We start from the raw sequence: 24,744 nt of genomic DNA on the forward strand, positions 1-24,744 counted from the left end.
GGCTAGTGGTGACGCCAGGTGAACTTGTCTCCGCCGACCCAGCGGATCACGTCCGGGTCGTCCAGGTCGTGGACCCTGATGCCGTGGTACGCGGCAGTCTCCAGGACGTCCGTGATGGTCCTCGGCATACCGACGACCTCACCGTCGATCTCCATGATGCGGAACGGAGGCTTGCCCGGCTGAACCCCGAGCACCAAGATCCGCGGCTGTGAGATGTGCGGGCTCGCGCTTTCGGTCATGAATAGAGCGTAGAGCGCTACCCGCGTCAAGGGATCCTTCAGACCATCCGGACATCTCGAATCGGGGACCCGAGCCCTGCCCCCCGCCGCCGTGCGGGCGCGGCGGGGCCGGGGAACCCTGGAGGTGGAGGTGGCGATGGACCCCGTGCAGGCGCTGAACCGGATCGCCTTCCTGCTGGAGCGGTCCCTGGAGCCGACGTATCGCGTACGCGCCTTCCGTACGGCGGCGCGGGTCCTGGCGGAGCTGCCCGAGGACGAGGTTCGGGCGCGCGCGCAGGCCGGGACGCTGGAGTCGCTGCGGGGTGTCGGCCCGAAGACGGCGAAGGTGGTGCGCGAGGCGCTGGCCGGTCAGGTGCCGGGGTACCTGTCGGACCTGGAGGAACGGCCCGCGGCCGAGCCGCCCGACGGCGGGCCGCTGTGGGAGCTGCTGCGCGGGGACTGCCATCTGCACTCCGACTGGTCGGACGGCGGCAGCCCGATCGAGGAGATGGGCCGCACGGCGGCCGAGCTCGGGCACGAGTGGGCGGTGCTGACCGACCACTCACCCCGGCTCACCGTCGCCCGGGGACTGTCGGCCGACCGGCTGCGTGAGCAGCTGGACGTGGTGGCGCGGCTGAATGCGACCTGGGCGCCCTTCCGGCTGCTCACCGGCATCGAGTGCGACATCCTCGAAGACGGCTCCCTGGACCAGGAGCCCGAGCTGCTGGAGCGGCTCGACGTGGTGGTGGTGTCCGTGCACTCCAAGCTGCGCATGGACGCCCGCGCGATGACCCGCCGCATGGTCACCGCCGTACGCGATCCGCACGCGGACATCCTCGGCCACTGCACCGGACGGCTGATCACGGGGCGGGGCCGGCCGGAGTCGGAGTTCGACGCGGACGAGGTGTTCGCGGCCTGCGCCGAATCCGGTACGGCGGTGGAGATCAACAGCCGGCCCGAGCGGCTGGACCCGCCGCGGCGGCTGCTGCGCCGGGCCGTCGGGGCGGGCGTGCTGTTCTCCGTCGACACCGACGCGCACGCACCCGGGCAGTTGGACTGGCAGCGCTACGGCTGTGCCCGCGCCGAGGAGTGCGGGGTGCCCGCCGAGCGGGTCCTCACCACCTGGACGGCGGACGAGCTGCTGGCGTGGACGTGCGAGAAGTGACCGCGTCCGACTGCGTGACACAGATCACCGCCCACAGCGGCAAACCCAGGAACACCCGCCGGTAGTTTCCCGTTGAACCAGCCGTGGGTGTGGATGGAACAGTGTCCCCGGGCCTCACCTTTCGCCCACAGGGAAGATCGTTCGGCTGAAGCCCTGTGGAGCCTTTCGCCGAGAGGCGACCGCCATCCGCACCCACCTCTGACCGCCCCGTCCGGAATCCCCCGTCCGGCCGGGGCTTTTCTCTGTGCGGAGGCACTTCCTCCGGGTCGGCTTGACTTCGAGAGCACTCTAATTCGTAGCGTTCCGGACATGAGCACTGCACAGCACAAGATCGGTTCGGGCTTCGGCGCCCGCAGCACCGCCGACGACGTACTCAGCGGCATCGACCTGTCCGGCAAGCTCGCCATCGTCACCGGCGGCTACTCGGGGCTGGGTCTGGAGACCACGCGTGCCCTCACGAAGGCCGGCGCCCGGGTCGTCGTGCCCGCCCGTCGTCCGGACACCGCGCGCGAGGCCCTGCAGGGCCTGGACGGGGTCGAGGTGGACGAGCTGGACCTCGGTGACCTGGAGAGTGTGCGCGGCTTCGCCGAGCGGTTCCTCGCGTCCGGCCGCACGGTCGACTTCGTGATCGACAACGCCGGGATCATGGCCTGCCCGGAGACCCGGGTCGGGCCCGGCTGGGAGGCGCAGTTCGCCACCAACCACCTCGGGCACTTCGCCCTGGTCAACCGCCTGTGGCCGGCGATCGAGCCGGGCGGCGCCCGCGTGGTGTCCGTGTCCTCGCGCGGCCACCACCAGTCCGGGATCCACTGGGACGACATCCACTGGCGGCACGGCTACGACAAGTGGGACGCGTACGGTCAGGCCAAGACCGCGAACGTCCTGTTCGCCGTCCACCTCGACAAGCTCGGTGCCGACCGCGGCGTACGGGCCTTCGCCCTCCACCCCGGTGGCATCCTCACCCCGCTGCAGCGCCACCTCCCCAGGGAGGAGATGGTCGAGCGCGGCTGGATCGACGAGCAGGGCAACCTGCTCCATCCCGAGGCCTTCAAGACGCCGGAGCAGGGCGCGGCCACACAGGTGTGGGCGGCGACCTCGCCCCAGCTGGACGGCATGGGCGGCGTCTACCTGGAGGACTGCGACATCGCCGAGCTCGCCGTCGAAGGCGAGGAGCGCAGCGGCGTCAAGGACTGGGCGGTCGACCCGGCGCAGGCGGCCCGGCTGTGGGAGCTGTCCGCGGAGCTGACGGGCGTCGACGCGTTCGCCGGGTAGTGCGGGAGGGCGCGTTCGAGCGGACTCAAGCAGGCGGCTCCTGAGGCGTCGGATGTTCAGGGTGGACCGTGCCGGACCGTGGTGCGCCCTTGCGGCCCGTGCCCGCCTCGTCCGTGTCCGGGACGTCGTCCGCTTCCGCTTCGTCCGCGGGCTTCACGGGCACCTCCCAGGGGTCCTCCCCCGCGCCCGCCTGCTGGTCCGGCGGGTCCCTGGGTACCGGATCCGCGGACCCGCCCGGCGCCTCACGACGATGGTCGTCCATGGCTGCACCTCCCTCGCGTCGTCCAAGGGCCCCGCGAGTACCGTCCCCGCAGGCGGCGAAACCTCAGGTCGGCACTCGCTCCGCAAGCTCGGTGGGCCGAGTGTCCGGCGCGGGCTCGGCGCGCCTGCCGCCGTGGGCGAAGAAGTCGGCGAGCGGCAGGATCGCGGCGCCGACGGTGACCGCGTCCGGGCCGAGCCTGCCGAGGTCGATGGTGACCTTGTGGGCGGGATGCCGCAGGGCGTACGAGGCCGCGTGCCGGCGTACGTCGGGCAGGAAGCGGGCGCCGAGCTGGAGTCCGGCCCAGCCGCCGATGAGGATGCGCTCGGGCTGAAAGAGGTTGATCAGGTCGGACAGGCCCGCGCCCACGTACTCGGCGGTCTCCTCCAGCACGCCGACGGCCACCGGGTCGGCCTCCCGGCCCTCGGCCGGATACGCGCCGGCCAGCATCGCCGTCAGCGCGGTCTCCTCGTCGGCGTCCTTGGGCACGCTCCCACCCTGCTCGCGCCAGCGGTCGATGAGCGACTCGGCGCCCGCGTAGGCCTCCAGGCAGCCGAGGGCACCGCACCGGCAGCGGCGCCCCCTGACCCGTACCGTCAGATGACCCCACTCGACGGCCCGCCCGTGCTCCACCTCGGGGGTGACCAGGCAGGCGCCGACGCCGGAGCCGAAGAGCACGACGACGGCATTGCGGGCGCCGCGCCCGCCGCCGAACCACATCTCGGCCTGGCCGAGGGTCCGGGCGCCGTTGTCGATGAAGTACGGGACGCCGTCCGGTAGTTGGGAGCCGTCGCGCAGGAGCTTCTCCAGCGGTACGGCGTCCCAGCCGATGGTCTGCCCGTGCACCACGGCCCCGAGCTCGCCGGTGTCCTCGACGATGCCGGGGACGCCGATGCCGACGCCGAGCAGCCGCTCGGGCCCGATACCGGCCTCCGCGAGAACCTCGGCGATGCCGTCGCGCACGTGGCCGACGATGCCCTCGACCTCGTACCGCTCTCGCACCAACGGCCGTTCCGCGCGGGCGAGTTCGGTGAGGGTCAGGTCGAACAGGCCGATCCGCACCCGGGTCTCGCCCACGTCGACGCCGATCATGTGGCCGCTGCCGGGGGCGACGCGCAGCAGGATGCGAGGCCGGCCGCCGTCGGAGTCGACGCTGCCGGCCTCCTCGACCAGGCCGTCGGCGATCAGCTCGGCGACGACGTTGCTGACGGAACCGGAGCTGAGCCCGGTCGCCGGGCCCAGCTCGAAGCGGCTGAGGGGGCCGTCGAAGTACAGGCGCTGAAGTACGGCGGTACGGTTGCCCCGCCTGAGGTCCCGTACCGTGCGCCCATTACGCCCCGCCATGCGGCTCCCTCCGGATCACCCCTGGTCCCCCACCGTGTTCGGACCGCCTCCCATTGTGACCTACGCCGCGTAGACGTCTTCCACGTAGCGGCCGTCGGCGATCAACGCGTCCAGCCATCGCTCGGCCGCCGCGTCGTCGGCGCCCGGCGTGCGCTCCCGGTACAGCGTACGGAAGGCCTCCCGCACGCCCGGTGCCATGCGGGAGCCGTCGCCGCAGACGTACACCCGGGCGCCGGCGCCGAGCAGCTTCCAGACGTCGTCGGCCTCGGCCGCGATGCGGTGCTGGACGAATGTACCGGCGGTGCTGAAGGCCGGTCGCAGCGAGACGGCTCCGGCCGAGTCGGCGGCGTGCAGCTCCTCGGCGTGCAGGAAGTCGGCGTCGGGGGCGTCGCAGCCGAAGTAGCACAGGGCCGGGGCGAGTTCGTCGCCGGCCGCGAGGGCCGCCGTACGGTCGGCGACGGCGCCGCGGAACGGGGCGAGGCCGGTGCCGGCGGCCACCATGACGACCGGTGTTCCGGCGTCGATCCGGAAGGCTTCCCGGCACGGCTGGACGCGGGCGTACACCGTGTCGCCGGGCCGGACGTCGGTGAGGTGGCCGGATCCCGTACCTCGGTGGACGCCCCTGCCCGAGCGCGCGGGGGCCTGAAGCAGGGAGATCATCAGGTCCGCGTGGCCGGGGTCGACGGCGGGCGAGGAGGAGATCGAGTAGTGGCGGGGGCGCAGCGGGGTGAGCAGGTCGAGGAGCGTCGGCCAGTCCAGGGCGCCGCGCAGGGCGGGGAAGTCCTCGATCAGCTCGACCAGGGTGCGCGGATCGTCGCGCAGCTCTGTCAGCGCGACGCGCTCCGGCGGGCAGGGGTTGGCGGCGGCCAGCGCGGACAGCTGGGCGGTGCTGGGGCGCTCCTGCAACTCGACGTGGCGGGTGAGGAGTTGGCGTACGGTCAGCGGCCGGTCGACCGCCAGGCCGTCGCGGCGGGGGCGGGTGGCGCGGATGTCCAGGACGGTGTCGAGGTCGACGCCGAGCGCGGCGGCGCATCGCTCGACCAGGGCCGGGGAATTGGCGGGCAGGACGGTGAGGTGGTCGGCGGTGCGGTAGGTGACGCCTTCGGGGAGGGCGAGACGGACGAAGCGCTTGCGACGCGGGTGGTCGGGGGCGGTGAGGTCGTACGCCTCGGTGACCGTCATGGGGACGAGTCCGTGCCGTTCGGCGAGGGCGTCCAGCGGGCCGCCGGTCAGGGCACGGACCTCGTAGGCCGCTGTGGGTTCCTCGGCGGTGGCGGCCGCGTCGGGGTCGCCGTAGCGCTCCAGCAGGGCCGTCCGCAGGCGGGTCGTGAAGTCGCGGACGGCGCCGGTCAGGTCGCCCGAGGCGTCGGCGGCGGCGCGGTCGAGGAGGCGGGTGGCGCCGAGGTCGGCGAGGCGGTCGTCGATGCGGGTGGGGACCTGCTGGTAGGTGGCGGCCCAGTTGCGGTCGCCGACGCCGAGGACGGCGTAGGTGACGTCCGTGGCGTCGCCGGGCTCCTCCAGCCGGGCGGTGAAGGCGGTGGCGTCGTCGGTGGGGCGGCCGTTGTAGGAGGCGGCGGTGATCACGACGGGCCGGTCGGTGGGCAGGCCGCCCGCGTAGGCGTCCAGCGGCGCGACCTCGGTCTCGCAGCCGACGGCGGCGGCCTCGTCGGCGAGGGACGCGGCGAACTCGCGGCAGGTGCCGTAGTTGCTGCCGTGCAGGAAGAGCGCGCGGGTGCCCGGGCGGACGCGGGCGGGCAGTGCCGCGGTCTCGGTGTCCCCCGGTGCCTCGGCATGCAGGCTTCCCGGCAGCGGCGCGTGGATGCGTTCGGCGGTGGTGCGCGGAGTCAGGGTCAGGGTGAAGCCCTCGGGCTTGAGGGTGAGGGTCTCCTTGACGGTGAGGCGGTAGTCGGCGTGGTCGCGCAGCCGGTAGCGGTGGACGAGCATCGCCAGCAGCATGGTGGCCTCGTGCAGCGCGAACTGCCGCCCGATGCAGGCGCGTTCACCGGTCCCGAACGGCTTGAAGGCGTGCACGGGCCGGGCCTCCTCGGCCTCGGGCGTGAAGCGTGAGGGGTCGAACAGCTCGGGGTTGTCGCCCCAGACGGGCTGCCGGTGGAGCATCGGGGTGAGCACGAGGGCGGCCTGTCCGGCGCGCAGCGGGATGCGTCCGCCGAGCAAGGTGTCCTCGCGGGCCTGCCGGGAGAACACGGCGGCCGTCGGCCACAGCCGCAGCGCCTCGTTGAGGACCTGGCGGGTGTACGTCAGCCTGCCGATCTCGTCGTACGCCGGCTCCGGGTCGGCCTGGTCGCCCCACAGCGCGTCCACCTCGCGCCGTACGAGTTCCAGGGCCGTCGGATGCTTGGCGAGGTAGTACAGGGCGAAGGACATCGCGCCGGAGGTGGTCTCGTGCCCGGCGATCAGGAAGGTGATGACCTGGTTGCGGATGTTGGCGGTGTCGAGGGTGGTGCCGTCGGCCGGGTGCGCGGCGGTGAGCATCAGGCCCAGGAGGTCCTCGGCGGCGCTCTGGTCGGTGCCGGTGCGGGCGGCGATGACGTCGTCGACGACCTGGGCGAGGTAGGCGGCGTCGTCCCGGAAGGCCGCGTCGGCCGCCGAGTAGTCCCGGCCGGGGACCCGGGCGAGCCGGGTCATGCTCCATTCCAGGCAGCGGACCATCGACTCGACGAAGGGGTGCGGCTCGGGCCGCTCGAAGGAGCCGAAGTCGTAGTCGAACCCGGCGAGCCCGATGGTGTCCAGGGTCATGCGGGTCATGTCGTCGGGGACGTTCACCGGCCGTCCGGCGCGGGCGTCGCGGTCCCAGGAGTCGATGAGCCGGCGGGCCACCTTCAGCATCACGGGGTGGTAGGTGCGCATCGAGCCGAGCGCGAAGGCGGGCATGAGGATGTCGTGCGCCTTGGCCCAGTTGGGCTCGTCGTTGTACGCGGTGAACAGGCCGTCCGCGGCGAACTCGCGGACGTTCTCCAGACCGGGCCCGATGTGCTTGGCGAACCGCCGCTCGTCGGCGAGCTCGGCCACCAGGTCCAGGTCGCCCACGAACAGGGCGTCCCGCCCGTACAGCCGCCGCACGAACACGGGCCCGTGCTCGCGCATCAGCTCCATGGCCTGCTGGACGGGTGTGCCGCCGGGTCCGGTGGCGGAGATGTCGGCGACGGGGACGCCCGGGAGGGCGTCTGCGGTCTGCGGGTCGAGCGCGGTGGGGGGCATGGCGCGACAACTGCCTTTCGCGGTACGGGAGTACTGCGATCCAGGTTGGTCGACGGGTCCCGCCCGCCGGAGCGCCGGAACTACATGATTATGTAGTGCACAGCCATGAGCCGCTCTTGCAGCGGGTCTCCGGAGGTGCTGATGGACCGGACCCACCCGGAGGCCGTCGTGTGGCGCAACCGCGCCCTGATGGTCTTCGACCGCGTCGCCGTGCCGGTCGCGGTCTGTGATGTGTACGGCGCGGTCCAGCTGGCCAACCCCGCGATGGCGGCGGAGTGCGGTACGACCCCGGGGCGGCTGCGCGGCCGGGATGTGCTGGAGCTGTTCCGGCCGCAGGAGGCGACGCAGGTCAAGCGGATCGTCGAGGCGCTGCGGCTGCGACACCGTTCGCGCTATCAGGTGTCGGTGCGCTGGCGGGCTCCCGACGGTGCGGAGCGCTACGGGGAGCTCACGGCTGACCCGGTGAGCGACACCGTGGAGGAGACGCCGGCGCTGCTGGTGATGCTCCGTGTGCTGGGTGAGCGCGAGCCGTCTCCCGAATCGCCGCCCACGCGGGTCACGCCTATGGAGGCGCGCATCCTGGCGCTGCTCGCCGGGGGCGCCACCACTGCGCGGGCCGCCCGGGAGACCGACCTGACGGTGGACGGCGTGAACTACCACCTGCGGCGCCTGTCGGCACGGTGGAGCGCGGCCAACCGTACGGAACTGGTCGCCCGCGCCTATGCACTGGGCGTGCTCGCCCCCGGGGTGTGGCCGCCGGCGCCCACGGCCTCGGCCGGGTCGGAGTAGGCCGTGCCCGCGCCCTTGGGGGCACCGAAGCGCGCCAGGGTGTGCCAGACCTTCTTCAGGTCCTGGAGCTCGTACCGTCCGGTGCGCGCGGCGTCCCCGATGACGCGCGGGTCGACACGGCCGTCCTCGGCGATCCGGGCGCCGAGATCGACGTACTCCTGGCCGCGGTAGTCCGCGTGGCGGCGCAGTTCGGGCACGGTGAGGCGGTAGCCGGGGTGCCATTCGACGGGGCAGGGCAAGAGGCGGGCCGCGGTCTCGACCGGGGTGCCGCGGTAGCAGGCGTCCAGGACGACGGCCTCCACGTCACGTGCGAGGACCACCGCGCCGTGGATCTGCGCCTCGATGTAGTCGTCGAGGGCGTCCCGGTCGTCGGTCTCGGCGAGGGCGACCAGGTGCATGCCCGCGGCGACCCCGAAGTCGGTCGGTTCGGCCGCGCTGTCGGGGTAGCAGAAGGTGGCACGGGCGAGGGCCTCGCCGGTCAGGCGGAAGTGCGCCGAGCCGAACCTCGGGGCGGCGCCGACGACTTGGCGCCGGAAGTTCAGCGCGCCGTACACGGGCCGCTCGGGCGCGCTCGCGTCGTCGTACATCCCGCCGAAGATCCGACTCTCCCAGCGCCACCGGTCGCCGTCGGGGTGGGCCGTGAGCCCGCCGTTGCTGGTGCCGGTGACGAACTGCGAGTGGTACGTGCCGTCCTCGGCCAGCGCGCGCAGGATCGGTACCGTCCGCACGAGCCGGTCCGGATGGAAGTTGAGGGTGACACGCACATCGGGGTCGAGGGCCGGCCCCGTGGAGGAGTCCGCGACATGCCGCAGGGCCGCCCGGGACCGAGGTGACCCGGGATCGCTGAAATTCACTGGCTCCCTTTCATCCAGCCTGCCTAATCTAGGCGCAAACCTAGGACTCCTAGGTTTCGCAGACCGACTCCCAGGAGGCTCCCCATGAGGCCACTCGCCGAGCAGGACATCCGCAACTCATTTATCAACTGCTCGAAGGGGGAGGCCAAGCGGGTGTCCCTCCCCCGCGATCTCGACGAACGCCCCTGGGACGACCTCGACTTCCTCGGCTGGCGGGATCCGGGGGCACCCGACCGCAGCTATCTGGTGACCGAGCGGGAGGGCGGCCCCGTGGGCATCACCCTGCGCTTTCCGTCCTCGCAGCGCGGGTTCCTGCACCGCAGCATGTGCTCCCTGTGTCTGACGACCCATCCGGGCGGCGGTGTCTCGCTGATGACGGCCCGCAAGGCGGGTGCGGCAGGGCGCGAGGGCAATTCGGTGGGCCTGTACATGTGCACCGACCTGGCGTGCTCCCTGTACGTGCGCGGGAAGAAGGTCCCGCAGTCGGGGAGCCGCTTCGAGGAGAGCCTGACACTGGAGGAACAGATCGCCCGGACGACGGGCAATCTGTCCTCCTTCCTCGACAAGCTGTACGTCTGACGGGCCCCTACCGGTCCCGCAGCCGCGCCGCCTCCACCCGGTGGAGATGGATCAGGACGTCATGGCTGCGGGCGAGCGCGATGTCGTGCGGGCCGTCCGGGTAGGCCGTGCCGATGCTGCGCGTCGGCCGCGCCTGCCGCAACCAGGCGCCGGCCGGCGCTGCGACGGACCGCATGTCGAGCAGGTAGTCGCGGTACCGCACCCGGTCGATGGTCCGCTCGTTGCTGCCCGGGTCCGCCTGTCCCAGCGTCCAGCGGCGGATGACCTCGTCGTCCTGACCGGTGGCGTTGAACGAACCGTGGTCGAAGGTCAGGCCGACGCTGACATAGCCCGCGCCGAGGCTCTCGCGCAGGAACGCGCCCTGCACCTTCGGGTTCTCGGCCGGCTTCTCCGGCACATAGCCGACGTGGTTGTTGTGCGCGGACAGCAGCACCTTGGTACCGGTGTGCTTCTGCCACCACACCACATTGGCCGCCATCGCCCCGTCGCGGTAGCGCATGGCCTCGGCGATCCCGGCCGGGTCGGTGAAGTCGAAGGCGTACTGCCGGGCGGTCTGGTCGATCACCCGCGCGTCCTGGACGGCCCGGTCGTACGCGTCGCGCTCGGCGGCCGGAGCCTGCCGCTGAAGCAGCCGAAGCGCCTCGCCCGTGCGGTTCGCACGGTCCTTTCGTTCGGCGTACGGCAGCTTGAGATACGCCTCGATGTACGCGCCGGTCTGCACCGTGGGCCGCAGCCCTCGGTAGAGCTCGGCGAGCCGTGCGCTCAGCTCGGGGTGGGCGCCGGCCGCGTAGTCCTCGACGGCGTCGTACAACTCGGGTCCCGTCCAGGCGATGTCGTCGCCCATGAAGCGGACGGGATCGCCGGGGTGGCCGACGTTGTAGGCGCGCATCCACTCGACCAGCCGCAGATAGTCGGTGTTGTTCCACCACAGGTAGTCCCGCTGGAACTCCTCGCGCATGACGCGCCGGGGATCGCCCTTGCCGTACAGGACGTAGTCGTTGAGGCGCTGTCCGGTGCTCCAGGGGGTCTCCAGGGCGAAGGTGCGCAGGCCCTTCGTCCCGACGAGATGACGGAAGACGCGGTCCTTGAGGGCGAAGAAGTCGTGCGAGCTGTGTGTGGCCTCGCCGAGGCCCACGACCCGGGCGTCGCCGATCATCCGGTCCAGGGGGCGCAGATCGCTGCTGTCGCCGCCCGGTTCGACGGTGCGCAGCGGATGTGCCGCGCGGTCGAGCGCCGCGACGACCGTGGTGGTGGGGGTCGGCGCCGCCGTGGCCGGGATGCCGGTCGTCAGGGCGGCGAGGATGATGAACAGGGTCAGTACTAATCCGGTCCGATGCCGTCTCATGATCCAAGGCTTGCGCTCCGGCCGGCGGGGGACCATCCGGCGGTCCTCCGTTCTCCGATGCGGACAACCCGGGGGGACGGCGGGGGGATTTCCCCCGACCCGGACCCGGTCGGCCGCCCGGCCTCGCGCGGGTGTCGACGATCACCGGCCCAGCCTCTTGCCGTAGCGCGCCCGTTGCGATCAATCTGGGGTTCCTTGCGGACCGTTACGTTCCGCAAGCGGTGTGTGGGATGCATCGGCGGAAAGGGAACAGCCCGAGGATGCGAGTGGCACGTGAGGAGACGCCGTACCTGGAGCGGCTGGCGAGGCTGCGCCGGGACCCCGTGGTCGTCCAGACGCTGCGGTCGGCGGCCGCGGCGACGATCGCGTATGTCATCGCGCTGCGCCTGAGCCCGGAGGCCGCGCCGCTGACCGCGCCCCTGACGGCGCTGCTGGTCGTCCAGGTCACCCTGTACGCCACGCTCACCAACGGCATCCGCCGGGTGAACTCGGTGGTGGCGGGCGTCCTGGTGGCCATCGCCTTCAGCCTCCTGGTCGGCCTGACCTGGTGGAGCCTCGCGCTGCTGATCGTGGCCTCGCTGGCGGTCGGGCATCTGGTGCGGGTCGACGAGTACGTGCCCGAGGTGGCGATCAGCGCGATGCTGGTCCTCGGGGTCACGACCGTCGGGGACACGGCGTGGGCGCGGATCCTGGAGACGCTGATCGGCGCGGTGGTCGGGCTCGGCTTCAATCTTCTGCTCGCGCCGCCGGTGTGGGTGGACGAGGCCGGTGAGTCCATGGAGGGACTGGCCCGTCGGCTGCGGCAGTTGATGCTGCGCATCGGCGAGGAGGCCTCCGGCCGGCTGCCGGTCGAGCAGGCCGCGGCCCGGCTGCACGAGGCGCGCCGGCTCGACCACGACATCGTCGAGGTGGACGCCGCGCTCAGACAGGCCGAGGACAGCCTGCGGCTCAATCCACGCGTGCGTGACAGCCTGCTGCACCGCGTGGTGCTGCGCACCGGACTGGACACGCTGGAGATCTGCACGGTCGTCCTGCGGGTGCTCGCGCGCACCCTCACCGACCTCGCGAAGGAACGCGAGCCCGAGCCGCTGTTCGCGAAGGAGACGGGCAGCGTCGTGGAGCAGTTGCTCTCCGAGATCGCCGACGCGGTCGTCAGCTTCTCGGTGCTGGTCACCACGCACGTCAGCAGCAACGCCGACGCGGCGGAGTCCCGGCTGTCGGCCGAGCTGCGCACCGCGGCGGGCACCCGCGACAAGCTCGCCCTGCTGCTGCGCGAGGAGGCGGAGCGCGAGACGGACCGCTGGCAGCTGCTCGGCGCCGTGCTGACCGAGGTGAACCGCATGATCGACGAGCTCGACACCGAGCACCGCTCGCGTCGGCTACTGGAGGAGCTGGACCGTGTGTCGCAGGAGCAGCGGGTACGGCTGCCGCGGCTGACCCGGCTGCGCGAACGCATGGGCGTCCAGGAGCAGCTGTGGCGGAACCGTACCGGGATGGACACGCGTTCTCGGTAGGGGAACGCCGGGACGGGCCGGCGCCGGATGCGAGGGAGCGGGCCGATGGCGGACACCACTGTGCGGATCGACGGAAACACCCTGCGGCTGCCGGGCGGTGTGGCGGTGCGGTTCATTCGCACGTTGCGGCTGCCCGAGTCGGGCACCCATCCGCTGCCGCCGGGGCTCGGCGAGTTCCCGGTCCGGCGGGTGGCGGACTTCCCGGACACCGTTCCCGAGGCGTGGCGGGCGCGTGGCGGGGTGATGCTCCCGGTGTATCTGCGCGAGGCCATGTGGCTGAGTTTCGGGGGCACGACGGAGCCGGCGGCCCTGCAGGTCGGGGTGGGCAAGGTGTGCGCCGTCTCGGGGAAGCCGTGGAGCGACCGGCTCGCCCGCAAGCCGCAGAACTACGTCGTACTGCCCCGCCAGCCGTGGCTGGACGGCATCAACTCCGGCAAGGGCACGGTCCGCCAGTTCGTGGCGGTGCCGCTGGGGCTGGGCGCGACCGTCGAGGGCCAGGTCACCGGCGAGGAGGTCTGGGGCGGCGTACAGCTTCAGTCGTTCGCGCTGAAGGAGCCGCGGCTGGCGAAGTGGCGCGAGGAGGAGCGGCGCCGGGCCGAGCGGGCGCGGGCGATGCCGCAGTTCGGCGGCTACGGCGCCGCGATGCCCATGGCCGCGCCACCCGCCCCGGGCTCGGCCCCGGCGCCCGCCTCCGCCCCTGCGGGCGGGGCGCCCCGGGCCGCCGCGGCGATGGGCCTCGGCGTCGGCGGATCCATGCGCCAGGAGGTCTACGAGGACGACCGCCAGCTGTCGGACTGGGCCGAGACACCCGGCGGCCGGGTCTTCGTCCATCTGGTGACGCCGCCGGAGTGGCGCCGGATCACCGGTGAGGCTCCCCCGCCGTCGCCGGTCGACCGGGCGGCGTACACGCGCGCGGGGCTGCCCTGGTTCGACTACTACGACGAGGACGCCGGCGATCTCGCCCCCACCGACACGCTGGGCGCGGTCCAGCCGGTCGGCGACTGGCTCGGCGACGACCACGAGCCCTGGCAGGCGCCGACGCCGGGCCAGGTGGTGCCGTTGAAGGACGCGCAGGGCAAGCCGGTGGAGGACGGCGACTGGTAGACGGCACGAGACGGCCCACCACCCCAGCGTCATTGCACAGGATGCAACTACCGTTGCTCTTCTTGCGCTCGACAGGCGATCCACGCCAAGGTTGCTGTCGCGACCACGACGACCGACGACCTGAGGTGTGGACATGGGCAGTGGTGGGCTGAGCAGGCGCCGATTCGTCGGAACCCTCGCGGGATCGGCCGCCGGTGTGACGCTCCCGGCGGCCACCGCGTGCGACGACGCGCCGGCCCCTGCGGACACCGCCGACGCGGCGACCTCGGAGTCGACCGGTCCCGCGACGCGCCCGAGCGCCCAGACCGAGAGCCGCGAGCCGTCCGGCCCGCACCCCCTCTACCTCGGCACCTACACCTCCGTGCAGGGCGGCGGCCAGGGCATCGGCCTCGCCACGTACGACCCGGCCACGGGCGCCGTCACCGGCACCGGGACGATTCCCGGCGTCGCCGACCCGTCGTATCTGGCACTGCACCCCGACGGCCGGACGCTGTACGCGGTGAACGAGCGCGAGGACGGCGCCGTGACCGCCGTACGCCTGGCCGACCGCAAGGTTCTGGGGAGCCGGAGCACCGGCGGGGCGGCGCCCTGCCATCTGTCGGTGCATCCGAGCGGACGCTGGCTGCTGAGCGCCAACTACGGCACGGGCAGCGTGGCCGTGCACCCGATCGACGCCTCGGGCGCGCTGGGCGAGCGCACCGAGCTGGTCACGCACTCCAGTCCGGCACCCGGCCCCGGCCAGGACGGTCCGCACGCCCACCAGTTCGTCACGAGCCCCGACGGCCGCCATGTGCTCGCCGTCGACCTGGGCACGGACACCGTGTACACCTACCGCCTCGACCAGAAGGCGGGCACGCTCGGCGAGGTGGCGCGAGCGCAGGCCAAGCCGGGTGCGGGCCCGCGTCATCTCACCTTCCACCCGGGCGGCCGGTACGCCTACCTGGCCAACGAGGTCGACAACAGCGTCGCGGTCTGCGCGTACGACCCCGGCACGGGCCGGCTGGCCATCGGCGAGGAGCAGGACACGGGCACAGGCTCGGGCACGAGCTATCCGGCGCAGCTGGTGGTGACGCCGAACGGCCGATACGCCTATCTCGCCAACCGGGGCCACAACAGCCTCGCGCGTTATGCGGTGGAGGCGAAGGGCGCCCGGCTCCGGCTGCTCGACACGGTGCCGGTGTCCGGGGACTTCCCGCGGCAGATCGCCCTCTCACCGGACGGCGCGCTGCTGTTCGCGGCGAACCAGCGGTCGAGCACCGTCAGCGTCTTCCATGTCGACGAGGCGAGCGGTGAACTGCGGCTCGCGGGCGAGCCGTTCGGGTCACCCGTCGCCGTCTGTGCGCTGCCGCTGTAGGGCGCGCGGGCAGGAAGCGGCGCTGGCCTGCGCGAGCAGGATGTGCATGCGCTCGGTGAGCTGCGCGACGTCGTCGGCGGGCCGGTGGAACGGCAGCCGTACGTCGCCGTGGGAGCTGGCGCGTTCGATGCGCAGCGTGAGTCCGTGCCGGTCGACGGCGAGGGGCTGGACGCGGACGACGCCGTGCAGGCTGTCGGAGTCGACGAGTCGAGTGAGCCGCTCGACGGCGTCCGGGTGGCAGTCGGCCAGATGGGTGAGCAGCCGGGCCTCCGCGGTGGCCAGCGGGTCGGGCGCGGCCTCGGCGAACTCGTCGAGGTCCACGACCACGGCACCGGACGGCCGGCGCAGCACCACGCGGGTCGCGTTGAACGCGAGTTTGCCCTCATCGGGGGTGAACCAGCCGGAGAGCCAGAGCCGGGTGCGGATCCGCTTACGGACGGGCACGGGGGCGACGTCGGCGAACTCCAGGACGGCCGACGGCTCTCCGCGGGGCGCGCAGATCGCGGCCGTGACGAGCACACTGTCCTCCGGCACCTCCAGCAGGACACGACCGTCCTCGGTCACGGTGTGCGCGCCGACGAGCTCCTCACGGCAGCTCTCCGCGGTCACCCCGCAGGACCACGCGCCGGCGAGCACCGACCGGGCACTTTCCGCCGCGGAAGGAGCCGCCGTCCAGGCTTGGCTGTCACCCATCCCATACCTCCTTAGGTAAGCCTTGCCTAACCTATCGAAGATCGAGCCGCAGGCCAACCAGCCCCACCGATCCTGTGCGATCTCTTTGCGGGAGCGAGGGGCGCTCAGGGGGCGACGACGCCCAGCAGGGCACGGGCACACAGGTCGCGCACCTGGTCCCGGGAGAGGTCCGAGCCCCGCAGCCACTCAAGACAGACAGCCGTCGTGAACGCCAGCCAACCCCGCACCGCGACCGGGACCTCGGGCCGCTCCGCGTAGAGCGGGCCGAACTCGGGGTCCGCCGCCATCGCCGCGAGAATCTGCTGCTCCTGTGCGGCCAGGGCCCGTTGATACACCTTGCGCACGGCCTGGTCGCCGGCCGCGTCGGCGCGATGGAAGGCGCGGTAGCCGTGGGCGTGGGCCTCGACGTACTCCAGGAAGGTGTCGAGGCCCGCGGCAAGCTGCTCGCGCACCGCAACCCCCGGCACGGCGGCCGTCATCCGCAGCATGCGCACGCTCTCGCGCTCGACGACGGCCGCGAAGAAGTCCCGCTTGGTCGGGAAGTAGTGATAGAGCAGCCCGCGCGAGACACCGGCTATCTCGGCGACCTGCTCGATCCAGACCTCGTCGTACGGACTCTCCGAGAACAGCCGCGCCCCGACCGAGAGAAGCTGCTCACGGCGCTCCTCGGTGCTGAGTCGGCGGCGTGTGCGCCCACCCTGGTTCGCAGCCATGCCCGCACTTTACTTGACGTGGATTCAACAGCCGGATCAGACTGAATCGCGCTATTGAACTCACGTACAACGAGCGCCGCGTCGCAAGGTGTCGCCGGATCAAGGGAGATCGCGTCATGGCGGAGACGACGACCGGGACCGGACTTCCCAAGGGCTTCCGCAGTGCCGAGCAGGGCTGGCCGGAGCTGTACCGCATACCGCGTCCCCCGCACCGGCTCCCGCTGCTCGGCGATGTGCTGGGAGCCAGCAGGCGTACGCCGGTGCAGGACTCCGTGCGGTTCGCCCGGGAGCTGGGGCCGATCTTCCGACGCCGGGCTTTCAACAAGGAGTTCGTGTTCGTGTGGGGCTCCGAACTCGCGGCCGACATGGCGGACGAGTCGCGCTTCGCCAAGCATGTCGGGCTCGGCGTCGCCAATCTGCGGCCGGTCGCCGGCGACGGCCTGTTCACGGCGTACAACCACGAGCCGAACTGGCAGCTGGCGCACGACGTCCTGGCACCGGGGTTCAGCCGGGAGGCGATGGCCGGCTACCACCCGATGATGCTGGCCGTGACCGACCGGCTCATGGACCACTGGGACCGCGCGCTGACGGCGGGCCGGGCGGTGGACGTGCCCGGCGACATGACCAAGCTGACCCTGGAGACCATCGCGCGCACCGGGTTCGGGCACGACTTCGGCTCGTTCGAACGCGCCCGCCCGCACCCCTTCGTGACCGCGATGGTCGGCACCCTGACCTACGCGCAGCGGCTGAACACCGTGCCGTGGCCGCTCCTGCTGCGCAAGGCAGCGCGCCGCAACGAGGCCGACATCGCCCATCTCAACGACACCGTCGACGACCTGGTGCGCGCCCGCATCGCGCACGGGCCCGGGGACGGGGACCTGCTGGACCGCATGCTGGAGACCTCGCACCCGCGGACCGGCGAACGGCTCTCCGCGGAGAACGTCCGCCGACAGGTGATCACCTTCCTGGTGGCCGGCCACGAGACGACCTCGGGCGCGCTCTCCTTCGCCCTGCACTACCTCTCCCGGCACCCCGACGTCGCGGCCCGCGCCCGCGCCGAGGTGGACCGCGTCTGGGGCGCCACGGCGACGCCCGGCTACGACCAGGTGGCGCGGCTGCGCTATGTGCGCCGAGTGCTCGACGAGGCGCTGCGGCTGTGGCCGACGGCGCCCGCCTTCGCCCGGGAGGCCCGCGAGGACACCGTGCTCGGCGGGGTCCATCCGATGCGGCGGGGCGCCTGGGCTCTGGTGCTCACGGCGATGCTGCACCGCGATCCGGAGGTCTGGGGCGCGGACGCCGACGGGTTCGACCCGGACCGGTTCGACCCGAAGGCGGTACGGACGCGGGCGCCGCACACGTTCAAGCCGTTCGGGACGGGGGCGCGGGCCTGCATCGGGCGCCAGTTCGCGCTGCACGAGGCCACGCTGGTGCTGGGCCTGCTGCTGCGCCGCTACGAGTTCCGGGACGATCCGGCGTACCGGCTGCGGGTGACGGAGCGACTGACGCTGATGCCGCAGGGCCTGCGGCTGAACCTGGAGCGGCGGGCTGCCGTCCCCGCGCCGAGGGAGCCCGCCTCGTCCCCCGCCGAGGAGGACGCGCCCTCAGCGCTGCGCTGTCCAGTGCGCGGGGCGGCCGACTGACTCGGGCAGCCGTGTGCCCGCGCTGCCCCGTGCCGCGTTCAGCTGGGGCTGGGTGAGGAAGAAGGCGCCGGTCAGATCGGCGTCCGTGAGGTCTGTGTCGCGCAGGTCGGCGCCGATGAGGTCCGCCCCGCGCAGGTCGGCGCCGGTCAGGTCGGCGGCTATGAGGTAGGCGCCGCGCAGGTTCGCGCCCCGCAGGTCCGCGCCCCTCAGCCGGGCACCCATCAGGTCCGCGCCGCGGCGCTCCTTCTTGCGGCCGCGCACACCCGCCCGCGCCAGCTCGCTGGTCCTGAGCAACAGGACGTTGACCTTCTGCCGGTGCGCGGCCACGTCCAGGGACGCGAGTTCCTCCGGGGGGCGGCGTGTGAGCTCCTCCGTCGCGTCCAGGAGTTCGCGCAGCTCGGCCTGGAGGGGGCGGGCGGCCGGCAGGGTGAGCGCCTCGGTCAGGTACCAGAGCAGTTCGTGGAGCTGGCGGACGACCGGAAAGACGTCGAACATGCGCCGGGCGTCCGCTCGCGAGCCCGCGCGCCAGTCCTGTCCGGCGAAGGTGACCTGCGAGACCTTCTGACCGGCGCCGAAGCAGTCGTAGACCGTGCAGCCGGTGAAGCCGCTCTGCCGGAGCCTGGCGTGGATGCCGCAGCGGTGGTCGTCCTGGAGGTTGCGGCAGGGCGTCCCGGCGGCCTTGTCGAGCGCGAAGTCCGCCGAGGCGGTGAAGGGCAGCGCGACACAGCACAGCCCGAAGCAGTTCGCGCAGTCTCCGCGCAGGTCGATGAGGTCGCCGGGTTGATCTTGCATGTCACCAGCCTAATGTCCCGCTCGGGGCGAAAACTCACCGATGAGTTTCCGGTGCTGTGGGGGTCCTCTCATCCAACGGAAAACAAGCTCGGGTACCACGGAGATACGAGCCGACGAAAAGCAGGAGCAGCACCGCATCGAGGAAACCGAGGAGACGTCATGTGCAGCCACCAGCCCCCGTGCCCCACCGTCGACAGCCCGGACCGTCAGGCCGCCGTGATCGTGTCGGCCCACCCCGAGCAGGGCTGGTACCTGCTGTGCAACGGCACCATCGCCTTCGACGACACCGGCGAGGTGCTCCCGGACGGGCGGGCGGTCAGCCCGCACCGCACGGTCGGCGCGCTCGTCGTGGCCGCCTGACTCAGCCGCCGAGGTCCGACAGATCGAGTCCGTCGAGCCGCTCGGGGTCGGCCAGGATGTACATGTGGGTGATCCGGCCGTCGGCGATGGTGACGCCCATGACCGACTGCGGCTGCCCCTCGGGCGCGTGCAGGACCCCGACCTCCCCGTTGACCAGCACGAACTGCGCGTACTGTGCGAACTGGGCGAACAGCAGCGCCTGTTCGGCCACCGGCTTCGCGCCGCGCACCAGCTTGGACGCCGCCGCACCACGCACCAGCGGCCCGGAGTCGGCCCGCAGCACCACCTCGGGGTCGAGGACGGCGAGCAGCGCCTCGAAGTCTCCCGCGCGGGCGGCGGCCATGAAGGCGTCGAGCACCTGCCGCTGCCGGCCGCGGTCGGGCTCGCTCGACGGGGTGGCGCCCTTCACCCGGCGGCGGGCTCGGCTGGCGAGCTGCCGGGTGGCGGCCGAGGACCGCTCGACGATCGGCGCGATGTCGTCGAACGGCACCGCGAACATGTCGTGCAGCACGAACGCGATCCGCTCTGCCGGCTCCAGCGCCTCCAGCACCACCAGGAGGGCCAGGCCCACCGAGTCGGCCTGGAGCACCTCCTGTTCCGGATCGATCTCCGTCAGGGGACGGATCACAGGGTCCGGTACGAAGGTGTCGTCCAAGGGCTCCTCGTGGCGGCGCGTACGGGAGCGGAGCATGTCCAGGCAGACCCGGCCGACCACGGTGGTCAGCCAGCCGCCGAGGTTGTCGATGCCGTCCGTGTCCGTGCGGCTCAGCTTCAGCCAGGCCTCCTGGACGGCGTCCTCCGCCTCGGCCAGCGAGCCGAGCATGCGGTAGGCGACCGCTTTGAGGTGGCCTCGGTGCTCCTCGAAGCGGTCGGCGAGCAATTCCGTGTCGTTCATGTCGTTCGTGTCGTTCACCGGTCCCCCGTCTCCTCCGTCGGCCCGCCGCAGCTACCGGCTGAACAGCTCGAACGCCACGGCCGGCTTCCCGCCGAACCGCTCCCCCGTCGTCTCGGCGTTCGCCGTGAGGAAGCCGCGGACGTAGCCTTCAGGGTCCTCGTCCGTCAACACCTCGATGTAGGTGCGGTGTTCGAGCAGCGAGTGCACCGCGCGCTCCAGGCCCGGCGTCGCGTCGACCGCGTGCGTGGGCGTGCTGGAGCCGGCCACCGCGACCCAGCGGACGCCGTTCCACGGCTCGAGGCCCTGCGCGGTGAGCTCCGGGAAGATCCAGCGGTTGCCCGCGTCCCCGGCGGCGTCCAGCGTCGCGCGGCCGACGGCCACATGGTCCGGCGTGTTCCAGGCGACGCCGCCCCAGGTGTCGCGGTGGTTGAGCGTGATCACGAGCTCGGGCCGGTGGCGGCGGATCGCGGCGGCGATGTCCCGGCGCAGGGCGGTGCCGTATTCGATCACGCCGTCCTTGTGGTCGAGGAACTCCACCGCCGACACGCCCACGACCGCGGCGCTGGCCCGCTGCTCGCGCTCGCGGAGCGGGCCGCACCGCTCGGGGTCGAGGGTGTCGATGCCGGCTTCGCCGCGGGTCGCCAGGACATAGGCGACCTCGCGGCCGGCGTCGGTCCAGGCGGCGATCGCGGCCGAGCAGCCGTACTCCAGGTCGTCCGGGTGCGCGACGACGGCGAGCGCGCGCTGCCAGTCGTCGGGCATGGGCTGGAGTTGAGTGATCGTCGGCTCGGTCATGCCCGCACCCTAACGCGTCACACCGACATCACGCCTCGTCACGGGTGAGGGCTAGCAGCCGGTCCAGGACGCGGGGGCCGCCGGCCCGTACGCCGTCGTGCTCGAACTCGTCGGTGACCCAGGTCCGCAGCCCACGGATGGCGCGGGCGGTGGCCAGGGAGTGGGCGGTGTCGACGTACATGTCGTCGTGGTAGACGGCCGCCGCGACCGGCACCTCGTTGGCGGCCAGGCGCACGGAGTCGTACAGCGGCGTCCAGTCGGTGCGGGCGGCGAGGAGGTCGGCGGTCTCGCGCAGCGGGCGCAGCGCCGGGTCGCAGTCGAACATCCAGGGGTGGATCGTCTCGCCGGTGAATAGCAGCGGGCCGTCCCCGGCGAGCGTCTTCGCCGCGTCGAACTGCGGGAACTCGGCGCGCACGCGCTCGGCGGACCATGCGGTGGGGCGTGCGTCCTGTCCGTAGATCGGCTCGTGGACGAGGGCGTACAGCGGGTGGCTCGCGTACGACAGCAGGCCCTGCACCTCCTCCTGGAAGGCGTCCGAGAGTGCCTGGCCCTGCGGGGTGCGCACGAAGGCGTGTTCCAGCAGGTAGTGCAGGCGGTGGCTGCCCTCGCTGCCGCCCAGGAGGATGCCGAGGGACTGGAAGGCCTCGGCGGTGAGGCGGTAGCCGTTCGGCAGGACCACGTCGCCGGCGAGGAGATGGTCGGCGATACGGCGGGCGCGCTCGATGTCGTGCGGGTAGCGGGCGTAGTGCGCGGCGACCTTGCGCTCGATGCGGGGGTAGGCCGCGCGGTAGACGTCGTCGGCGTGGGCGTCGAGGGAGGGCAGGCCGCCGGTGATGACGGCGGCGGTCAGGCCCTCGGGCGCGGCGGAGAGGTAGTTGACCGTGCAGAAGCCGCCGAAGCTCTGGCCGAGGACGGTCCAGGGGGCGCCTCCCGTCACGTCCCGGCGGATCGCCTCGCAGTCGCGGACGATCGAGTCGGCGCGGAAGTGCGTGAGGTAGTCGGCCTGTTCTGCGGGGCCGCCGCGCAGCGGGAGCGTCTGGCGGTTGGCGGGTGTGGAGTGTCCGGTGCCGCGCTGGTCCAGCAGCAGGACGCGGAATTCCTTCAGCGCGCGGCCGAGCCAGGCGCCCTTGCCGACGAAGCGGTTCGCCCCGAAGCCGGGGCCGCCCTGGAGGTAGACCAGCCACGGCTGTTCCTGGTGCGCCTTGTCGCTGGCGACCACCTCACGGGCGTAGAGCTCGATCGTCTCCCCCGTCGGGTCGTCGTGGTCGAGGGGCACGGTGAAGCGGCGGTCGGTGAGGACGACGCCGGGCTGGCGGTAGCTGACGGTCAACAGGGCTCCCGGGACGAATGGTTTTTCGGGCCGCGTCCCAGTTCAGCACATGTTCCTGCGCCGACCGAGMCCCGGGATCATGAAATCGTACTGAACGGCCGATCAGCGGGCGCGGGTCCGGACCGTCTCCGGTTCAGCGGGCCGCGAGGCTTGAGCGCCGCACCACCAGCTCCGGCTGGAGGACGACACGCCGGTGCTCGTGCTCTTTCACCCCGGTCTCGGCCTCCGTCTCCTCAAGCAGCATCTCGGCCGCGAGGGTGCCCATGGTGACGGCGGGCTGCCGTACGGAGGTCAGCGGGACGGCCGCGGCGGCGGCGAACTCGATGTCGTCGTAGCCGACGATCGCGAGGTCGTCGGGGACGCCGACGCCCGCGGCGTACATGGCCTGGAGCACGCCGAGGGCGAGCAGGTCGTTGGCGCAGAAGACGGCGGTGGGGCGCTCGGCGAGGCCGAGCAGGCGGGCGCCGGCGTCCCGGCCCGCGGCGACGTCGAGCCGCTCGGTGGGCAGCTCGCGCAGGTTCTCGGGGCCGAGGCCGGCCTCGTCCAGCGCGTTCAGGGCGCCGGTACGGCGGTCGCGGACCTGGTTGAGGCCGGGCGGGCCGCTGACGTAGGCGATGGAGCGGTGCCCGGCGTCGACGAGATGGCGCACGGCGAGGGCGCCGCCCGCGACGTCGTCGACGGAGACCGAGCACTCGGTGGTGCCTTCGGCGACCCGGTCGACGAGGACGAAGGGGATGTTGTGCCGGCGGAACATCTCGATGTTGCGGCCGGTGGCGTCGGCGGGCGTCAGCAGGACGCCGCGCACCCGCTGCTCGGCGAAGAGGGAGAGGTAGTCGGCCTCCTCGCTCGCGCTCTGTGCGCTGTTGCAGACCATCACGCCGAGCCCGGCGTCGCGCGCGGTGCGCTCGGCGCCGCGGGCCACGTCGACGAAGAAGGGGTTGCCCATGTCGAGGACGAGCAGGCCCATGATCCGGCTGCGGCCCGCGCGCAGCTGGCGCGCGGACTCGCTGCGGACATAGCCGAGCCGGTCTATCGCGGACTGCACCCGCGCCCGGGTCTCGGTCGCGACCGTGTCCGGACGGTTGATGACGTTCGAGACCGTGCCGACGGAGACTCCGGCGGCTCGGGCGACGTCTTTGATACCCACCGACTGGGCCATCGGGCAGGGACCTCCAGAAGGACTCGTGATGCGTGGGAGCGGCGCGAAGGAACATTACCGTCAAGCCGCCCACAACGGCTGCGATCAGGCAGGCAGGCGGAAGTTGAGGTTACGCAGCGCCGAGGGCGTCGTACCGCTGGACTTCTCCTGGTACATGATCGACAGGAAGTTGTCCTGTCCGACGCGGGTCTCGTCGATCACGACCTCGCCGAAGGCGTTCAGCCCGGCCGTGACGCCGTCGTACAGGACCGCCCAGTCCGAGTACCCGGAGGCCTTGGAGGCTCCGGCGATCCGGCAGAAGGGGAAGATCGCGTACGCGTTGTCGTACTTGTCCAGGATCAGCTTGGTGCGCTGGCTGGAGTTCAGCGGCACCGGGATCTCGGTCTTCTGCCAGGTGCCCGAGGAGTTCTTGCGGAGGTGGAATGCGCGGCCGTTCGCGGTGCGGTCGGCGACGTAGTTCGTGGTGCACTGGCCGAACCGGCCGGGCACGTAGCTGATGATCGCGTGCGGCAGGCCGGCGGAGTCGGTGAACTGGCTCTCCTGGTTCATCAGGGAGTGGTCCGGGTTGAGTGCGTCGATCACCAGGCCGCTGTCGGTGACGGCCACCTTGTCGGAGCCGCCGGTCGTGCCGACGACGGTGCCCGCGTTGTTGCGCCAGGTGCGGCCGCGGTCGTCGGAGTAGACGTAGCCGGTGTCGTGATTGGTGATGCCGCCGCCGGAGCACATCACGGAGCCGTTCTGCTCGCGCCAGGTGAAGAAGGAGTGCAGCCGCCCGCCCCGGTCGTAGTCGATGCCGTGCAGGTACATGTTGCGGGCGGTGGAGGAGCCGTGCTCGCTGGTGTACGTGCCGGTGGAGCTGGACCACTCGCCGAGGTTGCTCCAGGCCGAACCGTCGTACTCCGCGAGGGCGTTGCGGCCGTTGCCGGAGACGGCGACCCGGTAGCTGAGCTGGAGTTTTCCCTCCGGCGTGGAGATGAACTGCGGGTAGGTGAACTGCGAGGTGAGCGCGAGACCGTCCATCGTCGACTGGGGTGCGCCGAAGCGGCTCGCGGTCCAGCTCAGTGAGGCGGGGTTGTCCATCAGCCCGGCGACCGACTTGACGTAGGTGAAGCCGTCGCTGTGCGAGTCCATGTTGAGGTGGAGCCGGCCGTCCACCTTCGAGACCCCCATGGAGATGACGTTGTGGGAGTCGTCGTAGCGCAGGCTGTGGCCGGCCTTGACGGTGGACCAGGTGCCGGCGCCCAGGGCGCGACGGCCGACGACGGCGCCTCGGTCCGCGGTGTACCAGGCCGCGTACTGGTAGCCCTTGTAGGTCAGCAGGCCGTTCTTCTGGAAGGCGTTGTTGTTGACC

The 24,744-nt window shown here is 72.1% G+C and carries 23 protein-coding genes; 9 read left to right on the top strand and 14 right to left on the bottom strand.

The genetic code is table 11. The features are described 5' to 3' along the window. Positions 1–2 precede the first annotated feature (2 nt). Positions 3–239, bottom strand: coding sequence for a hypothetical protein (locus EAO75_RS30955; protein WP_147998450.1), 237 nt, complete (start codon positions 237–239; stop codon positions 3–5). Positions 240–375: 136 nt separating this feature from the next. Here EAO75_RS30955 and EAO75_RS30960 point away from each other — a divergent pair, with 136 nt between their 5' ends. Both EAO75_RS30960 and EAO75_RS30965 read left to right on the top strand, forming a co-directional pair. Further along, positions 376–1,383 (top strand): PHP domain-containing protein, encoded by a 1,008-nt coding sequence (locus tag EAO75_RS30960; RefSeq protein ID WP_147998451.1) that lies wholly within the window; start codon positions 376–378, stop codon positions 1,381–1,383. 309 nt (positions 1,384–1,692) lie between these two features. Beyond that, positions 1,693–2,655, top strand: coding sequence for an SDR family NAD(P)-dependent oxidoreductase (locus EAO75_RS30965; protein WP_147998452.1), 963 nt, complete (start codon positions 1,693–1,695; stop codon positions 2,653–2,655). A gap of 25 nt (positions 2,656–2,680) precedes the next feature. Here EAO75_RS30965 and EAO75_RS30970 read toward each other — a convergent pair whose 3' ends face one another. From EAO75_RS30970 to EAO75_RS30980, 3 genes are all read right to left on the bottom strand, one after another. Continuing rightward, positions 2,681–2,917, bottom strand: coding sequence for a hypothetical protein (locus EAO75_RS30970; protein ID WP_147998453.1), 237 nt, complete (start codon positions 2,915–2,917; stop codon positions 2,681–2,683). Between the two features lie 63 nt (positions 2,918–2,980). Then, a complete protein-coding gene (locus EAO75_RS30975; RefSeq protein ID WP_147998454.1) occupies positions 2,981–4,258 on the bottom strand; it encodes an ROK family transcriptional regulator in 1,278 nt (425 codons plus the stop codon). Between the two features lie 60 nt (positions 4,259–4,318). Continuing rightward, positions 4,319–7,477, bottom strand: coding sequence for a cytochrome P450 (locus EAO75_RS30980; protein WP_147998455.1), 3,159 nt, complete (start codon positions 7,475–7,477; stop codon positions 4,319–4,321). A 141-nt stretch (positions 7,478–7,618) separates the two neighbouring features. On the opposite strand from EAO75_RS30980, the gene EAO75_RS30985 reads away from it, so the two are divergent. After that, on the top strand, positions 7,619–8,266 hold the full coding sequence (locus EAO75_RS30985; protein ID WP_147998456.1) for a PAS domain S-box protein: 648 nt from the start codon (positions 7,619–7,621) through the stop codon (positions 8,264–8,266). Here the strand turns inward: EAO75_RS30985 and EAO75_RS30990 are convergent. After that, a complete protein-coding gene (locus tag EAO75_RS30990) occupies positions 8,197–9,120 on the bottom strand; it encodes a DUF3626 domain-containing protein (protein ID WP_147998457.1) in 924 nt (307 codons plus the stop codon). The genes EAO75_RS30985 and EAO75_RS30990 overlap by 70 nt on opposite strands. Before the next feature lie 84 nt (positions 9,121–9,204). On the opposite strand from EAO75_RS30990, the gene EAO75_RS30995 reads away from it, so the two are divergent. Continuing rightward, complete coding sequence (locus EAO75_RS30995) at positions 9,205–9,699, top strand: FBP domain-containing protein (RefSeq protein ID WP_147998458.1); 495 nt, start codon at positions 9,205–9,207, stop codon at positions 9,697–9,699. Positions 9,700–9,706: 7 nt separating this feature from the next. On the opposite strand, the gene EAO75_RS31000 is transcribed toward EAO75_RS30995, so the two are convergent. After that, positions 9,707–11,044, bottom strand: a complete 1,338-nt coding sequence (locus tag EAO75_RS31000) for an erythromycin esterase family protein (RefSeq protein ID WP_147998459.1) — start codon at positions 11,042–11,044, stop codon at positions 9,707–9,709. A 260-nt stretch (positions 11,045–11,304) separates the two neighbouring features. Here EAO75_RS31000 and EAO75_RS31005 point away from each other — a divergent pair, with 260 nt between their 5' ends. From EAO75_RS31005 to EAO75_RS31015, 3 genes are all read left to right on the top strand, one after another. Further along, a complete protein-coding gene (locus EAO75_RS31005) occupies positions 11,305–12,558 on the top strand; it encodes an FUSC family protein (RefSeq protein ID WP_147998460.1) in 1,254 nt (417 codons plus the stop codon). Between the two features lie 45 nt (positions 12,559–12,603). After that, on the top strand, positions 12,604–13,662 hold the full coding sequence (locus EAO75_RS31010; protein WP_147998461.1) for a hypothetical protein: 1,059 nt from the start codon (positions 12,604–12,606) through the stop codon (positions 13,660–13,662). Positions 13,663–13,795: 133 nt separating this feature from the next. After that, positions 13,796–15,016, top strand: coding sequence for a lactonase family protein (locus EAO75_RS31015; protein ID WP_147998462.1), 1,221 nt, complete (start codon positions 13,796–13,798; stop codon positions 15,014–15,016). On the opposite strand, the gene EAO75_RS31020 is transcribed toward EAO75_RS31015, so the two are convergent. Both EAO75_RS31020 and EAO75_RS31025 read right to left on the bottom strand, forming a co-directional pair. Next, a complete protein-coding gene (locus EAO75_RS31020) occupies positions 14,984–15,709 on the bottom strand; it encodes a DUF2470 domain-containing protein (protein WP_147998463.1) in 726 nt (241 codons plus the stop codon). The genes EAO75_RS31015 and EAO75_RS31020 overlap by 33 nt on opposite strands. A 104-nt stretch (positions 15,710–15,813) precedes the next feature. Further along, positions 15,814–16,422 carry a TetR/AcrR family transcriptional regulator gene (locus EAO75_RS31025; RefSeq protein ID WP_147998464.1) on the bottom strand — a complete coding sequence of 203 codons (609 nt, stop codon included), beginning with the start codon at positions 16,420–16,422 and terminating at the stop codon, positions 15,814–15,816. Between the two features lie 116 nt (positions 16,423–16,538). Between EAO75_RS31025 and EAO75_RS31030 the strand changes: the two genes are divergently transcribed. Then, positions 16,539–18,062, top strand: coding sequence for a cytochrome P450 (locus EAO75_RS31030; RefSeq protein WP_147998465.1), 1,524 nt, complete (start codon positions 16,539–16,541; stop codon positions 18,060–18,062). Here EAO75_RS31030 and EAO75_RS31035 read toward each other — a convergent pair. Continuing rightward, positions 18,024–18,854: a pentapeptide repeat-containing protein gene (locus EAO75_RS31035; RefSeq protein WP_147998466.1), complete on the bottom strand. Its 831-nt coding sequence runs from the start codon at positions 18,852–18,854 to the stop codon at positions 18,024–18,026. The genes EAO75_RS31030 and EAO75_RS31035 overlap by 39 nt on opposite strands. A gap of 159 nt (positions 18,855–19,013) precedes the next feature. On the opposite strand from EAO75_RS31035, the gene EAO75_RS31040 reads away from it, so the two are divergent. Beyond that, positions 19,014–19,214, top strand: a complete 201-nt coding sequence (locus tag EAO75_RS31040) for a DUF5999 family protein (protein ID WP_147998467.1) — start codon at positions 19,014–19,016, stop codon at positions 19,212–19,214. Position 19,215: 1 nt separating this feature from the next. Here EAO75_RS31040 and sigJ read toward each other — a convergent pair whose 3' ends face one another. The 5 genes from sigJ to EAO75_RS31065 form a co-directional block, all read right to left on the bottom strand. After that, complete coding sequence (sigJ, locus tag EAO75_RS31045; protein WP_147998681.1) at positions 19,216–20,109, bottom strand: RNA polymerase sigma factor SigJ; 894 nt, start codon at positions 20,107–20,109, stop codon at positions 19,216–19,218. 51 nt (positions 20,110–20,160) lie between these two features. Beyond that, positions 20,161–20,904, bottom strand: a complete 744-nt coding sequence (locus tag EAO75_RS31050) for a PIG-L deacetylase family protein (RefSeq protein WP_147998468.1) — start codon at positions 20,902–20,904, stop codon at positions 20,161–20,163. Positions 20,905–20,932: 28 nt separating this feature from the next. Further along, on the bottom strand, positions 20,933–22,234 hold the full coding sequence (locus EAO75_RS31055; RefSeq protein WP_147998469.1) for an alpha/beta fold hydrolase: 1,302 nt from the start codon (positions 22,232–22,234) through the stop codon (positions 20,933–20,935). 133 nt (positions 22,235–22,367) lie between these two features. Continuing rightward, positions 22,368–23,393 carry a LacI family DNA-binding transcriptional regulator gene (locus EAO75_RS31060; RefSeq protein WP_147998470.1) on the bottom strand — a complete coding sequence of 342 codons (1,026 nt, stop codon included), beginning with the start codon at positions 23,391–23,393 and terminating at the stop codon, positions 22,368–22,370. Between the two features lie 84 nt (positions 23,394–23,477). After that, the coding region (locus tag EAO75_RS31065; RefSeq protein ID WP_147998682.1) for a BNR repeat-containing protein at positions 23,478–24,744 on the bottom strand (1,267 nt) is incomplete at its 5' end.

Origin of the sequence: Streptomyces sp. UW30 (assembly GCF_008042075.1) — a bacterium.
Classification (GTDB): domain Bacteria; phylum Actinomycetota; class Actinomycetes; order Streptomycetales; family Streptomycetaceae; genus Streptomyces.

What these genes read in the sequence shown, in the direction of transcription:
- EAO75_RS30955 (WP_147998450.1), bottom strand. Translation starts at nt 239, where the DNA reads ATGACCGAAAGCGCGAGCCCGCACATCTCACAGCCGCGGATCTTGGTG.
- EAO75_RS30960 (WP_147998451.1), top strand. Translation starts at nt 376, where the DNA reads ATGGACCCCGTGCAGGCGCTGAACCGGATCGCCTTCCTGCTGGAGCGG.
- EAO75_RS30965 (WP_147998452.1), top strand. Translation starts at nt 1,693, where the DNA reads ATGAGCACTGCACAGCACAAGATCGGTTCGGGCTTCGGCGCCCGCAGC.
- EAO75_RS30970 (WP_147998453.1), bottom strand. Translation starts at nt 2,917, where the DNA reads ATGGACGACCATCGTCGTGAGGCGCCGGGCGGGTCCGCGGATCCGGTA.
- EAO75_RS30975 (WP_147998454.1), bottom strand. Translation starts at nt 4,258, where the DNA reads ATGGCGGGGCGTAATGGGCGCACGGTACGGGACCTCAGGCGGGGCAAC.
- EAO75_RS30980 (WP_147998455.1), bottom strand. Translation starts at nt 7,477, where the DNA reads ATGCCCCCCACCGCGCTCGACCCGCAGACCGCAGACGCCCTCCCGGGC.
- EAO75_RS30985 (WP_147998456.1), top strand. Translation starts at nt 7,619, where the DNA reads ATGGACCGGACCCACCCGGAGGCCGTCGTGTGGCGCAACCGCGCCCTG.
- EAO75_RS30995 (WP_147998458.1), top strand. Translation starts at nt 9,205, where the DNA reads ATGAGGCCACTCGCCGAGCAGGACATCCGCAACTCATTTATCAACTGC.
- EAO75_RS31000 (WP_147998459.1), bottom strand. Translation starts at nt 11,044, where the DNA reads ATGAGACGGCATCGGACCGGATTAGTACTGACCCTGTTCATCATCCTC.
- EAO75_RS31005 (WP_147998460.1), top strand. Translation starts at nt 11,305, where the DNA reads ATGCGAGTGGCACGTGAGGAGACGCCGTACCTGGAGCGGCTGGCGAGG.
- EAO75_RS31010 (WP_147998461.1), top strand. Translation starts at nt 12,604, where the DNA reads ATGGCGGACACCACTGTGCGGATCGACGGAAACACCCTGCGGCTGCCG.
- EAO75_RS31015 (WP_147998462.1), top strand. Translation starts at nt 13,796, where the DNA reads ATGGGCAGTGGTGGGCTGAGCAGGCGCCGATTCGTCGGAACCCTCGCG.
- EAO75_RS31020 (WP_147998463.1), bottom strand. Translation starts at nt 15,709, where the DNA reads ATGGGTGACAGCCAAGCCTGGACGGCGGCTCCTTCCGCGGCGGAAAGT.
- EAO75_RS31025 (WP_147998464.1), bottom strand. Translation starts at nt 16,422, where the DNA reads ATGGCTGCGAACCAGGGTGGGCGCACACGCCGCCGACTCAGCACCGAG.
- EAO75_RS31030 (WP_147998465.1), top strand. Translation starts at nt 16,539, where the DNA reads ATGGCGGAGACGACGACCGGGACCGGACTTCCCAAGGGCTTCCGCAGT.
- EAO75_RS31035 (WP_147998466.1), bottom strand. Translation starts at nt 18,854, where the DNA reads ATGCAAGATCAACCCGGCGACCTCATCGACCTGCGCGGAGACTGCGCG.
- EAO75_RS31040 (WP_147998467.1), top strand. Translation starts at nt 19,014, where the DNA reads ATGTGCAGCCACCAGCCCCCGTGCCCCACCGTCGACAGCCCGGACCGT.
- sigJ (WP_147998681.1), bottom strand. Translation starts at nt 20,109, where the DNA reads ATGAACGACACGGAATTGCTCGCCGACCGCTTCGAGGAGCACCGAGGC.
- EAO75_RS31050 (WP_147998468.1), bottom strand. Translation starts at nt 20,904, where the DNA reads ATGACCGAGCCGACGATCACTCAACTCCAGCCCATGCCCGACGACTGG.
- EAO75_RS31060 (WP_147998470.1), bottom strand. Translation starts at nt 23,393, where the DNA reads ATGGCCCAGTCGGTGGGTATCAAAGACGTCGCCCGAGCCGCCGGAGTC.